10 protein-coding genes are annotated in these 12726 nt (G+C 58.9%); 3 read left to right on the top strand and 7 right to left on the bottom strand.

Annotated features, from left to right (window positions below; translation table 11 throughout):
• Positions 1 to 5: 5 nt before the first annotated feature.
• Entirely contained in the window at positions 6 to 395 is a 390-nt protein-coding gene (locus H598_RS0103380; RefSeq protein ID WP_028111743.1) for a VOC family protein, read from the bottom strand.
• A gap of 412 nt (positions 396 to 807) precedes the next feature.
• Between H598_RS0103380 and H598_RS0103375 the strand changes: the two genes are divergently transcribed.
• Genes H598_RS0103375 through H598_RS0103365 form a run of 3 tightly spaced genes read left to right on the top strand, consistent with a single transcriptional unit; the run spans position 808 to position 4950 of the window.
• Positions 808 to 1464 (top strand): ABC transporter ATP-binding protein, encoded by a 657-nt coding sequence (locus tag H598_RS0103375; RefSeq protein ID WP_028111742.1) that lies wholly within the window; start codon positions 808 to 810, stop codon positions 1462 to 1464.
• On the top strand, positions 1457 to 3877 hold the full coding sequence (locus H598_RS0103370) for an FtsX-like permease family protein (protein ID WP_028111741.1): 2421 nt from the start codon (positions 1457 to 1459) through the stop codon (positions 3875 to 3877). The genes H598_RS0103375 and H598_RS0103370 overlap by 8 nt, the downstream gene beginning before the upstream one ends.
• Positions 3877 to 4950 carry a lipocalin-like domain-containing protein gene (locus tag H598_RS0103365; protein WP_028111740.1) on the top strand — a complete coding sequence of 358 codons (1074 nt, stop codon included), beginning with the start codon at positions 3877 to 3879 and terminating at the stop codon, positions 4948 to 4950. Before H598_RS0103370 ends, H598_RS0103365 begins: the two co-directional genes overlap by 1 nt.
• On the opposite strand, the gene H598_RS0103360 is transcribed toward H598_RS0103365, so the two are convergent.
• From H598_RS0103360 to H598_RS0103335, 6 genes are all read right to left on the bottom strand, one after another.
• Positions 4944 to 5675, bottom strand: a complete 732-nt coding sequence (locus H598_RS0103360; RefSeq protein ID WP_028111739.1) for a tyrosine-protein phosphatase — start codon at positions 5673 to 5675, stop codon at positions 4944 to 4946. The genes H598_RS0103365 and H598_RS0103360 overlap by 7 nt on opposite strands.
• A complete protein-coding gene (locus tag H598_RS0103355) occupies positions 5672 to 7909 on the bottom strand; it encodes a GumC family protein (protein ID WP_084144302.1) in 2238 nt (745 codons plus the stop codon). Before H598_RS0103355 ends, H598_RS0103360 begins: the two co-directional genes overlap by 4 nt.
• 11 nt (positions 7910 to 7920) lie before the next feature.
• The gene (locus tag H598_RS0103350) at positions 7921 to 8466 is read right to left on the bottom strand and encodes a polysaccharide biosynthesis/export family protein (protein WP_028111737.1); all 546 of its coding nucleotides are present in this window, start codon (positions 8464 to 8466) and stop codon (positions 7921 to 7923) included.
• Positions 8423 to 9616: an outer membrane beta-barrel protein gene (locus H598_RS0103345; protein ID WP_084144301.1), complete on the bottom strand. Its 1194-nt coding sequence runs from the start codon at positions 9614 to 9616 to the stop codon at positions 8423 to 8425. Before H598_RS0103345 ends, H598_RS0103350 begins: the two co-directional genes overlap by 44 nt.
• Positions 9617 to 9630: 14 nt before the next feature.
• On the bottom strand, positions 9631 to 11052 hold the full coding sequence (locus H598_RS0103340; RefSeq protein ID WP_028111735.1) for an undecaprenyl-phosphate glucose phosphotransferase: 1422 nt from the start codon (positions 11050 to 11052) through the stop codon (positions 9631 to 9633).
• 291 nt (positions 11053 to 11343) lie between these two features.
• Positions 11344 to 12726, bottom strand: coding sequence for a phosphohexomutase domain-containing protein (locus H598_RS0103335; protein WP_028111734.1), 1383 nt, complete (start codon positions 12724 to 12726; stop codon positions 11344 to 11346).

The following is a 12726-nucleotide window of genomic DNA, read 5'->3' as shown; positions in this document are numbered from 1 at the left end:
CAGCTCTAGGTGTCCGTTCGCCCCGAGTGCAGTGCCAGTCGGTTACCCTCGCTGTCGAGAATCAAGGCCCGGTAGCCGTGGGGGCCGATCTGGTGTGCCCCCTCGAGCACCGTGCCACCCATCGCCGTAACCTCGTCCAGGGCCTCTCCGAGGCGGCCATCCACGTTCAGGTACAACAATGGCCCTTGCTGGCTGCTGATGCGAACCTCATCCACCACCAGGCAACCGCCATTACCAAACTCATGGGCCAGAACGGCAAACCGAAAACCGTCCTGCTCCTCAAAGCTAACGCCGACGTTCATCACTCGGGAGTAAAACGCCGCGGCCCGATCCAGATCGGCGACCGGAATGTCAAACCACACCGCCCGGTTGTAGGTATTATTAAACTCACTCATCCCTCGCCTCCAAAGCACACTCTCTGTGCGCACGCGCTCCCGGTTGGCCCTCTGGGGCCTTGATTGTCGCTATTGTTCCGGGGACGGCGTCCATCATCCATTAAAACCGGTTACATTGTGTTAAAGCATGGGCAATAATTCCAGCAACTCTTATCACAGTCGCCGGTGAATTAAGTCCGCCACAATAAGCTATTGAAATTCGCTAAACCCACGCCAGCACTGGCTTGGCTCCCTTTCCCTGGTCAAACTTACACCAAGCTGACGAGGTAAGACCACATAAAATACCGATAACTAACCGGATGAATGCACGTTATATTCGAATAATCCATTTGCAGCATGGAACGTAATAACTTCATGAATTAAACAGTTTTTTTATCTATATTAGGGTTAAGGAAGACCAAGGAGATCCGCAATGATCAAGGTGCACCAGGTCAATCTGTACCGAACTCAGGGACGCAGCCAACGGCAGATTTTGGATCACTGCGACCTGGAGGTGGCCTCCGGCGAACGGTTGGCCATCATGGGGGAAAGCGGTGCCGGTAAATCCACGCTGCTGCACCTCATCGCCGGTCTGGAGCACCCCGACAGCGGCCACATTCAGGTCGACGGTGACACTCTGGAGGGCCGCACTCCAGCCCAGTTGTGCCAGTACCGCAAACGCATCGGATTGGTGTTTCAGCAATTCAATCTGTTACCCACCCTGACTGTCGCCGACAACGTGTTGTTTCAACACCGCCTCAATGCGCTTAATAACGAACGCGCCGTCAAAGACACCATTGCCGCGCCACTGGGGTTGATGCCGCTGTGGGATCTGTACCCGGATCAATTGTCTGGCGGCGAACAGCAGCGCGTCGCCATCGCCCGCGCCCTGGCTCACCAGCCGACACTGATCCTGGCCGATGAACCCACCGGCAACCTCGATGAGCAAACCGGTGACGAAGTGATGACGCTGTTTGCCCAGCTCACCCGGCAACTGGGACAAACTCTGGTGATGGTCACCCACTCCAGCCGGGTTGCGGCCACCCTGGAGCGCACCCTTCATCTTCGCCAGGGCCGGTTACATGATTGAATGGCGCTGGGCCCAGCTTACCCTCACCTCCCACTATCGCCGCCACCCCTGGCAGTTGCTGTTTCTGCTGCTGGGCCTGGTGCTCGGCGCCAGCCTGATGGTCGGGGTAGAAACCATCAACCAGGAAGCCAAAGCCCGTTATGCCCTCAGCGAGCAACAGGCTCAGGCCGGCACCGGCTGGCAGATCGAGCCGAGGCAACGGGAGGGCTATCTGCCTCAATCCTTGTGGGTGTCACTGCGACGCCAGGGCATCGATGCCAGCCCGGTCCTCAATGCCAAACTGATCGACGCCCAACATCGACCGCTGCTGATCCGCGGCATCGACCCACTGGCGTACCTGGCCCAGTTGGGCACCGGCAACGCCACCGAACCAGAGTCATCCCGAGCCTGGGTTGACCGTCAATTTGCCAACAGCAGAGGCTGGCAGCAAGGGACACAGGTTGAGCTGGACAGCGGCGCTACTATCGGCCCCATCGCCCTGGTGCCGGACCTTGGCCCCTGGATACTGATGGACATCGCCGACGTCGCCAGTCTCACCGGCAGCCAGGACCGCGTCAGCTATCTGACCCTGCCTACTCTGGCGGCAATGACCCGAACCGAGATCCGTCAGCAACTGCCGGCCGACGCCACCCTGAAAGCGCAGGGAGAAGCCACCCAGTTCGGCCAGCTGTCGCAGTCGTTTCACCTCAACCTGACCGCTCTGGCGCTGATGGCCCTGGCGGTATCGCTGTTCCTGGCGTTTAACGCCCTGCGCTTCAGCCTGAGTCAACGGGCCCCGCTTATCGCGCAGTTGCGGAGTCTGGGCGTGAGCCAGCGGGCCATTATGACCGCGGTGATCGTCGAATTGATGCTGGTGGGTGTGCTGGCGGTTCCCATCAGTGCGGTGCTGGGCAGCTACTTCGCCAGCGCCTGGATTCCCCAGGTACAGATGACCCTGGCCTCCCTGTACGGTTTTGAAGACCAGCTCAGCGTCCAAAGCCTGTGGATCCCGCTGCTGCTGTCCGCCTTGGTGACCTTTGGCGCCGTAATGCTGGTGTTGCTATCGCTCTATTTCGACCCCAAGGTGGCCCTGAGCCTTGGCATTCGCACCCGTCAGCGTCAACAGCAGCAGCAGGGACGATGGCTGCTGGGACTGGGGCTGATCTTGCTGTTGGCGCTGGTAGTATTGGCCCCCCGGGTCAACACCACCGCTGCCGCCCTGTCCCTGTGTGGGCTGTTGTTATTCGCCGGTGCCGCCATCACCCCATCCTGGTTGCAGGCCTGCTGCCGGGCCGTGGCCACCCTTCCCCTGCCGGGAGTCATGGGCCGGTGGATCATGGCCGATCTCGATGAACAGCAACGGACCACCCGCGTCGCCATGATCGCCATTATGCTGGCGCTGGCCGCCGCCGTCGGCATGCGCATGGTGGTCGGCAGTTTTGAGCTGGCTCTGACCGGTTATCTGAACCAGAGGATCAGCGCCGATCTCTATGTGCGGCCACCGCCAGGGGAACATTCAGCGTGGTTGCAGCGGCTGAATCAGATGCCCGAGATCACCCGCATCACCCCGTTTCAGCACCAGCGAGCCCGCATCGCCGGCGTGCCTGGCAGCATCGCCAGCCTGGGGGACAGCGGCGAGCACTATGGCCACCTGCCGCTGAAAACTGCCCTGCCCCAGTGGCAGAGCCGACTGTTTGAAGGCGGCTGCCTGGTCAATGAACGCAGCGAGTTAATGGCCGGGCTGACGTTGGGACAGGCCATCAACATCGACGACAGCGGCCACCCCGAGTTTCAGTGCCAGCTGGTCGGGGTATTTTACGACTACGGCAACCTCAATGCCCAAAGCTTCATCAGTCCGGCCATGATGCAGGCACAACTCGGCGACGTGCCCTTTGCCGGCTACAGCCTCAACGTACAGCAGGGACAGATCGACGCCGTCTATCAACGATTGCTGCAGTGGCTGTCGCCGTCACAGGTAATTCAACGCAAGAACATTCGCGCCATTGCCACCAGCATGTTTCACCAGACCTTTGCCGTGACCACCGCATTGAACGTGCTGACCCTGATGGTGGCGGCGGTGGGATTGTTTGCGGCGCTGTCGTCGGTGGAGCACCACCGCCTTAACCAACTGGCCACCCTGATGGCGTTGGGCGTCAGCCGCACCCAACTGTTGCTGGCCCAGTTGGCACAGCTGCTGATCATCGCGGTGTTTGCGCTGGTGGTCGCCCTGCCCCTGGGCGTCGGTTTGGGCTACCTGTTGCTGCAACTGGTCAACCGGGTCGCCTTTGGCTGGACCATGCCGGTCCACTGGCTGGTTGGCGACTGGCCCGGGCTGCTGGCCAGTCTGTTGCTGGCGTTGGCACTGGCCGCCCTGTGGCCCCTGTGGCGTCTCTCCAACAGCCCGATATCGAAACTACTGAAGGGGGTCACCTGATGAGCCGATCTGTTTTGGGTCTGCTGACCATGGCGCTGTGTGCCTGCCAACCTGACGCATCGCCGCCACCAACAAGCCAAGGCCTTGGCTGGCATCAATCGCTGCATCCGCAACTGCGACAGGTCACGCCGGAATACCGACTGACCTTTCCCCTGGATCACGGTGCCCACCCCGAGTACGGCCTGGAATGGTGGTACCTGACCGCCAACCTGAACGACCCGCAAGGCCAGCCTCTGGGACTGCAATGGACCCTGTTTCGCAGCAAGGTCTCCGCAGACACCGACACCAGCTGGAATGACGGCCAGCTGTGGTTCAGTCACCTGGCCATCGAGTATCAGGGCCGCCATCATGCCATCGAACGTTGGGCCAGGGGCGGCAGTGGCCAGGCCGGGGTTCGCGCGGCTCCTTTCTCGGCCTGGCTGGATCACTGGCAACTGGCCTCCAGCGGCAGCGAATTTCTGCCACTGCAATTAAGCGCCGATAGCCCCATGGGCAAGCTGAGCCTGACCCTGTCTGACAGCCCGCTGGTGCTGCATGGCCGTGACGGTTTCAGTCAGAAAACCCCCAACCCGGATCACGCCTCCCACTATTACAGCCTGCCCCACCTGTCTGCCACCGGGCAGTTCACCCCCAATGAGCAGACCAAGGCGCTGGCGCTCGAGGGCCAAGCCTGGATGGACAGGGAATGGTCCAGTCAGCTGATGGCCAGCGACTATCAGGGCTGGGACTGGCTGTCGCTTCACCTTGAAGATGGACGCGCCTTAATGGTGTTCCGCATGCGCAGCCCGGCGCTGGACGACTACTTTTCCGGTAGTCTTATCGAGGCCGACGGAAGGGTGACCCCGCTCAAGGGGGAGCAGATCCGCTGGGACGCCGATGCCTGGTCGACCCTGGACGGCGTCCGCTATCCGGTGGGCTGGCAACTGAGCCTGCCCGAACATCAACTCAGCGGCCGCATCGAGACCCGCATGAGCGATCAACGTAACCGGCTGAGCATCCCCTATTGGGAAGGGCCGGTCCAGGCCGACGGTAGCCTGCAGGGCGAAGGATTCATTGAGATGACCGGTTACTGACGGAAACGGCTCTGAACCAGGCTCCAGGGCCGAGTCTGAGTCATGTCGGTCACCAATGCCTCACCACAACTTTGCCTGAGCCGATCCAGCGCCTCGGTCACCCGCGGCGGACGTTTGTCGATTCGATGGCTGTCGGTGGCCAGGTACCAGTAGCCCCCTTTGTCCAACAGCTCCCAGGCGACCCGCTTCACCGCATCGCCGAACTGCCCCACAAATGCGCCAACCGTTCCCTGCAGGTAGGCACCGGTGGCCTTCAGGCTTAGCGCCAATGGCGGATGGGCCATGATCTCACGATTGCGCTCCGGGTGGGCAATCACCGGTAGCACCCCCTGTCCCAGCAACCACCGCAGCAGTTGCTCGGTGCCCGCCGGCACATGACTGTAAGGCATCTCCAGCAGCAGCACCCGGCGGCCTTGAGGGCAAGTACCCAGGCTAGGCAGAGACTTCCAGGCATCATTGAGCAGCAACTCCGGCGCCATTCTCACCTCCGCCGCCAACGCGATCTGCAACGGGCAGCCGCTGCTATGCAAGGCCTGTTGCAAGGCCTGAAACGGTCCTTTCAAGCTGTCGAGGCTATTGGGGTAGCGGCGCAGATGAATGTGGGGCGTCATTACCACATGGGTAATGCCCTCCTCCCAGGCCATGCGCGCCATCTGCAGTGCCTCCTCCATCGTGCGGGCACCGTCATCCACTTCAGGCAGCATGTGACAGTGGAGATCGATCATCCGTTATCGCTCCCGGTGCCGTAATAGCTTTGATAGCGCTTGTAGGTGGCCAAGTCTTTGGGCACCGCATTGAGCACCACGCCATCGACCCTGGCCTGGGCCGTGAACAACCGGGCCAGTGAACGATTAATGAGGTCACTGCGCACCTTGCCGCACTTAACCACATACAGGGTGGAATCGACCCGGCGCGAGATCACCAGCGCATCACTGACCACATCCACCGGCGCAGTATCGACAATGATTCGGTCAAATTGAGGCTTGAGTTTTTCCAGCATCTGCTTGAACGCCTGCGATGCGATCAACTCCAGTGGATTGGACACCGGCGTGCCGGCAACCATCACATGCAGTTGGGTATCCGGCACCTGAAACAGGCAATCGGACAGCTTGTGGGTGCCGGTGATCAGGTTCGACAACCCCGGCTGGTAGTTCGGCAGGTTGAGCATGCCCCCCATCACCGGCTTGCGCAGATCGGCCTCGATCAACAGCACCTTTTCCAACTGCGACAGCGCCAGTGAAAAGTTGTACGAGGAGGTGGTTTTGCCCTCTCCCGGCACCGTCGAGGTGATGCACAGGGTGTGAGCTTTGTCTTCGAGGTGCGACAGCAGATAACCGGTTCGCACCGTACGCCAGGCTTCGGAAAAGCTGCTGGCCTCCTTGGTAAAGAAGTGTTCCGGATCCAGCCGCCCCCGGTGTTTCTGCAGCGGAATCACCCCCAGCAACTTGCTGGACAGCTTGCTCTCGACCTGATCCCCGGAGGTGATGGTGTCGGTGATGGCGTTGTGAACCAGGGAGATCAGACAAGCGATGATCATCGACATCGCCAGAGCCCCGACGGCAATGGCTTTCTTGTTGGGTTTAGCGGGGTACAGGGGCGGCGTGGCATAATCGGTAAAGCGGGCGTGGGCGGCATTAAAATCGGCCACCGCGCCGGTTTCCTTCATTCGATTGAGGAAGGTTTCATAGATTCGACGGTTGGACTCCACCTCCCGCTGCATCTCCCGGTATTCCACCTCAACCCGGCTCTGTTCCTGATACTTGCCTTTCACTGCCGCCATCTGCTTTTCCAGCGCCTCGGCACTGGCGGCCACGGTCTGATACTCCTGCTCGATGCCTCTCACCAGCTTTTTCACCTGACCACGCATGCTGGCACGCACATCCGCCAACTGGGCTTTGGCGGCGATCATCTTGCTGTGTTTGGGGCCATAGCGCTTGGACAACTCTGCCACATTGGCGGCGGCGGTGACCTCAGACTTGCGCACCTCCTGGATCATTCGGTGACCACTGATCTCCGCCAACCCGTCTAAGCTGTCGATGTTATTGCTGCCTTTACGGCGCACCAGGTCCAGCAGCGACTTGGCCTCTTCCCGCCGCTGACGGGCCAGCGACAATTGCTCAGACAGCTCGGTCATCTCTTTGCTGACCAGGCCAACGGTACCATCGATGTCGAGCAGGCCCTCGCGCTCGCGAAAACTCTGCAGCCGCTCCTCCGATAACCTTAATCCCACCAGCAGCTCATCGAGCCGGGCACTGAGCCACTCCGAGGCTTTGCGGGTCACCGCCAGCTTGGCATCCAGGTGGTTTTCGATGTAGATCTCGCCCATGGTGTTGGCCACCTGGGCCGCCAGGTTGGGATCGTGGGCGTAGAAGCCGATGTCCACCAACTGGGTGTTGGCCACCGGGGCCACCACCAGCCGTTTGCGAAACTCATTCAGCAGCAGTATCTGCTGGGTCGCCAGCTTCTGGGCTTCGTCCACCGGCTTAGGCGTGAGATCCATCGGCACCCAATCAAACCAGCCTCTGACCACCTCCATGGGGTCCTGGGCCGGCGCGGTGGGCACATAAGACAGCAGTTTCTGCAGCCAGGGCGCGCGCTCATCCACCACAAACTCCGGGTGACGCACCAAATCCATCCGTTCGATAACCCGCTCCGCCAGTTTGCGGGATTTGATGATCTCAAACTGAGTCTGCAGGTACTCATCCTTGGAGGAGTCCAGGCCATAAACGTCCTCGATGGACACCGCCTTGGCCTGCTCAGATTCGATAAGCAGCCTGGCGCCCGCCAGGTAGGACGGCGACACGGTCAGCAAAATGGCCACCACCACCGAAGTCACCAAGCCGGAAAACAGCAGGATGCGCCATTTGTATCGCCACAGCACGTGAAAGTACTGAGCCAGATCGATGTCCTTTTCCTGGGAAAAAGCGTTCTTTTCCATCTGAATCGCCATGTTGGACATTCGGTCTCCACTCAAAAGAAGCTGTCTTTAATCAGGATCGAGTCGTCCGGGTAGACCGTACTGGACATGGTTACCTTTAACGTCGATGCGTTTCGATTGATGGTCATGTCACTTTTAGATGCCCGCTCCGTCAGGCCGCCGGCCAGTGCCACCGCCCGCTCAACGGTCAGCCCCGGTTGATAGGGGTAACCTCCGGGCTTATTGACCTCGCCATAGATGTAAAAAGGCCGGTACTCGAGAATGCTGACATGAACGCTGGGGTTAATCAGGTAGTCGCCCTTTAAGCCGGTCACCAGCTTGCGTTCCAGCTCCGCCACGCTCAGCCCTTTGACCCGAATCATGCCCAGGTAGGGGTAGTTGATCACCCCGGACTCTCCCAGACGGGTCTCCAGGGTCAGATCCTCCTCACCATAAACATGGATGGAGATCATATCGCCAGAGCTAAGCCGATAATCGGAGCTGGCGGCCACCGCCTGCGTGGCACACAGCAGGCCGATGACCAGCAGCAGGCCTCTATAAAGAGACGCGCATCGATACCAGGAACACGTTTTTGTCATAGGTCACCAGTTGAATGTTGGAGTCCTGCTCGGCGTAACGGTACACCAGCTCCGTTGACAGCCAACGTCGCCAAACCAGGGTCGCCCCCACCGACGCTTCAAGCCGTTCATCATCACGGTCAATACCAGTATAGCTATCATCCACATAACGAATTCTGGCACTGGTGGAGAAACGCTGGCGCCACTGGTGCTGCCAGTTCACACCATAGGTTTGCTCCTCCACGTAATCGCCGAAGGTATCCGGGTCTTTGGCCCGGGCACCCGTTTCAAAGGTGAATTTGGAGTAGGTCCTGGGTAACCAGTCGATGGCCGCCTGCCAGGCCACACCGCTGAAATCTTCGCGGCTGCCGTCATCGAAGTTACGGTCTTCGTAACCGATCTTTACCTCACCGGAGGTCTTGCTGGTGGCATCCCACTTAAAGCCCGCCAGCAGCTGCTGATCGACGCTGTCTCTGGAGGTTTCGCCCACCGCGTTGCGGTCGTAGCCCTTGTCTTCACCATTCCACTCCAGCAACAGCGACGATTTGGCCCCAAGGCGCCAGTACAAGGTGGTCCGGGCTCGTATGGAGTCGTAATCTCTGAACTGAGAGATGGCCTCTAGGTTGGTGTAATCCTTATCATAGAAACCAAGCTCAAAGTCGGCATTGATGGTGGCGCTGGGCACCCCAAAGCCATAGATAATGGACGCATCGTGCAAGTTGAATTCGGCCACCGTATCGAAACTCTCACCTCGCCCTTCGGTGATGCCGGTGCCCCGGGCTTCGTGATCGCGGAAGTAGGTGTAATTGAAATCGATGCGATGGCGGCGGGTAAACTGGTGGTTCACATCCACCTTAAACCGATGATCGGTATAGTCGTCTTCACTGCTGTCGAAGTAGTTGCCGTCGGTCAGAAGGTAGCCAATCTTGTAGCCGCTGACCTCGTTGCCCGCATGCACCAGAAACTCCGGCGTGACCTCCCAAAACCAGCTGTCGATGCCAGAGCCCGATGAGTAGGCGGTGTTATCGTCGTAACCGATTCCGGCGCTGAGCTGAGGCGTGAACTTCCAGCCTTTGCCCATCTCAACATTGGCGGGTTGATAATCATTGGCGGCCGCAGACAGCGACACGCAGGAGGCCCCTGCGATCAACATGGACAGTAGAGTTCTCATTCCCTTCCCCTTCCTTAGTAAGCGTTCGAGCCAGTAAAGCCCTGAAAAACAGTCTTAAAGACAATTTTTATGTCAAACCACACAGACCAGTTACGAATGTAGGCAAGATCAAACTCCAAGCGCTTTTCCATCTTCTCAAGCGTATCGGTTTCACCACGCCAGCCATTAATTTGTGCCCAGCCGGTGATTCCCGGCTTCATGTGATGACGCAACATATAGCCACTGATCAAAGACCGGTATTGTTCGTTATGGGCCACCGCATGGGGCCGAGGCCCCACTACCGACATCTGTCCCTGCAATACATTGAAAAACTGAGGTAACTCATCCAAAGAGGTGCGCCTCAGAAAACCACCAAACCGGGTTACCCGCGGATCGTTTTTGGTGGCCTGAACCACCTTGCCGCCATTCTCCATGGTGCGCATGGTGCGAAACTTCCACACCATGATCTTGCGGCCATCCAGTCCATAACGGTGCTGCTTGAACAGTACCGGCCCGGCAGAGGTCAACTTGATGATCAGCGAGATCAACAGCATCGGTACAGACACCAGAGTCAGGATCGCACAGGACAATACGATGTCCTCCACCCGTTTCACCCACGTGGCCAAGCCGTCCAACGGCGAGTCGTACACACTCAGGGACTGAACATCGCCCACCTCGTGCCATCGAGCGTGCAGCAGGTTATAGACAAAGAAGTCCGGGATGATGTGCACCGCTGCGGTACTGTCTCCGCACAGCATCAAAATCTCGGTAATGCGCTCCTCGGCCCGCATCGGCATGGCGATGTACAAAATGTCCACCGCATTGCTGCGCGCCAGCTTAATGGCCTGATCGACACTGCCCAGCAGCGCCGGGCCATGTTCCTCTTCCAGCTCAATCCGCTCCGGTGCCCGGTCATCAAAAAAGCCAATCAACCGAATCCCCAGTTGCGGGTTGTCTTCCAGATTGCGGGCCAGTGCTACCCCGGACTTGGTGATTCCCAGGATCGCCGCAGTCTGAGTATTAAAGCCGCGCCGCCGTAGCGAAAAGATCAGGTGGCGACACACCAACCGGAACAGGCCAAACACCACAATGCCCAGCACACCCCAAATCAACATGGTCTGCCGATCGATGGCCACCTTGTTGGGCATAAAATAGGCGCAGATCAACAGAAACATCGACGCCAACATCCAACTGAGCCAGTTGGTCAGCAGCAGCTCTGCCAACCGGGTTGACCGCCAGGAACGATACAGCGCCATGGATTCGGCAAAAAACATAAAGCCGACAGTCGCCAGGATCGCCACCAACATCTCATTGCTGCCCAAATCCTTGCCACTGAACCACAGCGCCACCTGCATGGTGACCTGAACAATGGCGATGTCGGCCAACCGAAACAGCACGGCAAACCCATGAAAGCGGGAATGGACGAATCCTTGCTGTTCCGGTGCTGTCTGCGACATAACCCCTCTTCCACTCATTACTGCTCGACCAGCCTCGGGGCGCATCCCTGCCCCGGCACCGGCCTGTTATGATTGCTTACCTCGGGTTCCGTCCGTGCATTTCGGTTTTCTAAAGCGTAGTTCAAGATTCGACAATCAAACCAACAGATAACGGATAAGAAACAGCAACATTGAAACCGGTCCCGGCCCAAAACCGCCAGCTCCCCCTGCCAAAAGCCAAAATACTGGCTTTTTCATCTTCGCCAATCCAGACGGAAAGAGGGTGTCACTGTTCCTCGCTGCTCTTTGTCTCTACACCTGTAACAACCGCACCAATGCCTGGGTCTGGCGCTGCATCAACGCCTGATCGCCCCGGGCTTCCACATTCAGACGTACCACCGGCTCGGTATTGGAGGAGCGCAAGTTAAAGCGCCACTCGCCATCGCCATCACAAAAGTTCATGCTGATGCCGTCGGTGTGATCGACTTCCCGGGCAAAGGGGGTCAGTTCGGTCACCACCCGCTCAATGGCCTCGCCCGGCGCCGACAACCGAAAGTTGATCTCGCCGGAGGAGGGAAAGGCGGCGATGCGCTCCGCCACCATCTGCGACAGTGGCTGACCGGTCACCCCCATCAACTCGGCCACCAGCAACCAGGGAATCATGCCGCTGTCGCAATAGCCAAAGTCTCGAAAATAGTGATGCGCGCTCATCTCGCCACCGTAGATGGCGTCCTCTTTGCGCATCCGTTCCTTGATAAACGCATGGCCGGTCTTCGACATCACCGGTTGACCTTGCGCTCCCTGAACAATCTGCTGGGTATTCCAGATGAGCCGAGGATCGTGAATCACCTTGGCACCGGGGTGCTTATCCAGAAACGCCTGGGCCAGCAGGCCAACGATGTAATAGCCTTCGATAAACTCCCCGCGCTCATCGAACAGGAAGCAGCGATCAAAATCGCCGTCCCAGGCAATGCCCATGTCGGCCTGATGCTCAATCACCGCCTGACGGGTATCGGCGCGGCATTCCGGCAGCAGGGGATTGGGGATGCCATTGGGAAAACGGCCATCGGGCTGGTGATGAATCTTAATGAACTCCACCGCTACCCCCTGCCTGTTCAATACCTGCTCGATGGCATCGATGACATGACCGGCGGCGCCGTTGCCAGCATTCACCACCAGTTTCAATGGCGGCAGCTTGGCGGGTTGGATGTAGGTCATCAGGTGCTGAACGTACTCCGGCAACAGGTTGCGGTAGTGGTACTGGCCCTGAGTGTCGGCCGACGGCGGGGCAAACTGATTGCGCTCCGCCAGCTCACGGATGGCATTAAGACCGGAGTCACCGGAAATCGGTTTACTCTCCTCCCGCACCAGCTTCATGCCATTAAAATCAATGGGATTATGAGAGGCGGTCACTTCGATGCCACCATCGACCTGCAGGTAACGGGTGGCGAAATAGATCTCCTCGGTGCCCACCATGCCGATGTCGATGACATCGACGCCGCTGTCCATCAGGCCTCGCGCCAGCGCTTGCTTAAGCCCCTCTGACGTGGGCCGAATGTCGGCCCCCACCACCACACAACTCGGTTTCAGAAACTCGGCAAAAGCGCGGCCAATTCGGTACGCCACCGCGTCATTGAGTTCAGTGCCCAACTGGCCACGAATGTCGTAGGATTTAAAACAGGTTAAGCTTTCCAT

This window comes from Ferrimonas kyonanensis DSM 18153 (genome assembly GCF_000425405.1).
In the GTDB taxonomy this organism is placed as follows: Bacteria; Pseudomonadota; Gammaproteobacteria; order Enterobacterales; family Shewanellaceae; genus Ferrimonas; species Ferrimonas kyonanensis.
This window is presented reverse-complemented; position numbering and strand designations above follow the sequence as displayed.

Bases quoted from the DNA above. Each gene is read 5' to 3' on its own strand.
- H598_RS0103380 (WP_028111743.1), bottom strand. From the start codon at position 395: ATGAGTGAGTTTAATAATACCTACAACCGGGCGGTGTGGTTTGACATT.
- H598_RS0103370 (WP_028111741.1), top strand. From the start codon at position 1,457: ATGATTGAATGGCGCTGGGCCCAGCTTACCCTCACCTCCCACTATCGC.
- H598_RS0103340 (WP_028111735.1), bottom strand. From the start codon at position 11,052: ATGTCGCAGACAGCACCGGAACAGCAAGGATTCGTCCATTCCCGCTTT.
- H598_RS0103360 (WP_028111739.1), bottom strand. From the start codon at position 5,675: ATGATCGATCTCCACTGTCACATGCTGCCTGAAGTGGATGACGGTGCC.
- H598_RS0103350 (WP_028111737.1), bottom strand. From the start codon at position 8,466: ATGACAAAAACGTGTTCCTGGTATCGATGCGCGTCTCTTTATAGAGGC.
- H598_RS0103345 (WP_084144301.1), bottom strand. From the start codon at position 9,616: ATGAGAACTCTACTGTCCATGTTGATCGCAGGGGCCTCCTGCGTGTCG.
- H598_RS0103355 (WP_084144302.1), bottom strand. From the start codon at position 7,909: ATGTCCAACATGGCGATTCAGATGGAAAAGAACGCTTTTTCCCAGGAA.
- H598_RS0103335 (WP_028111734.1), bottom strand. From the start codon at position 12,726: ATGGAAAGCTTAACCTGTTTTAAATCCTACGACATTCGTGGCCAGTTG.
- H598_RS0103365 (WP_028111740.1), top strand. From the start codon at position 3,877: ATGAGCCGATCTGTTTTGGGTCTGCTGACCATGGCGCTGTGTGCCTGC.
- H598_RS0103375 (WP_028111742.1), top strand. From the start codon at position 808: ATGATCAAGGTGCACCAGGTCAATCTGTACCGAACTCAGGGACGCAGC.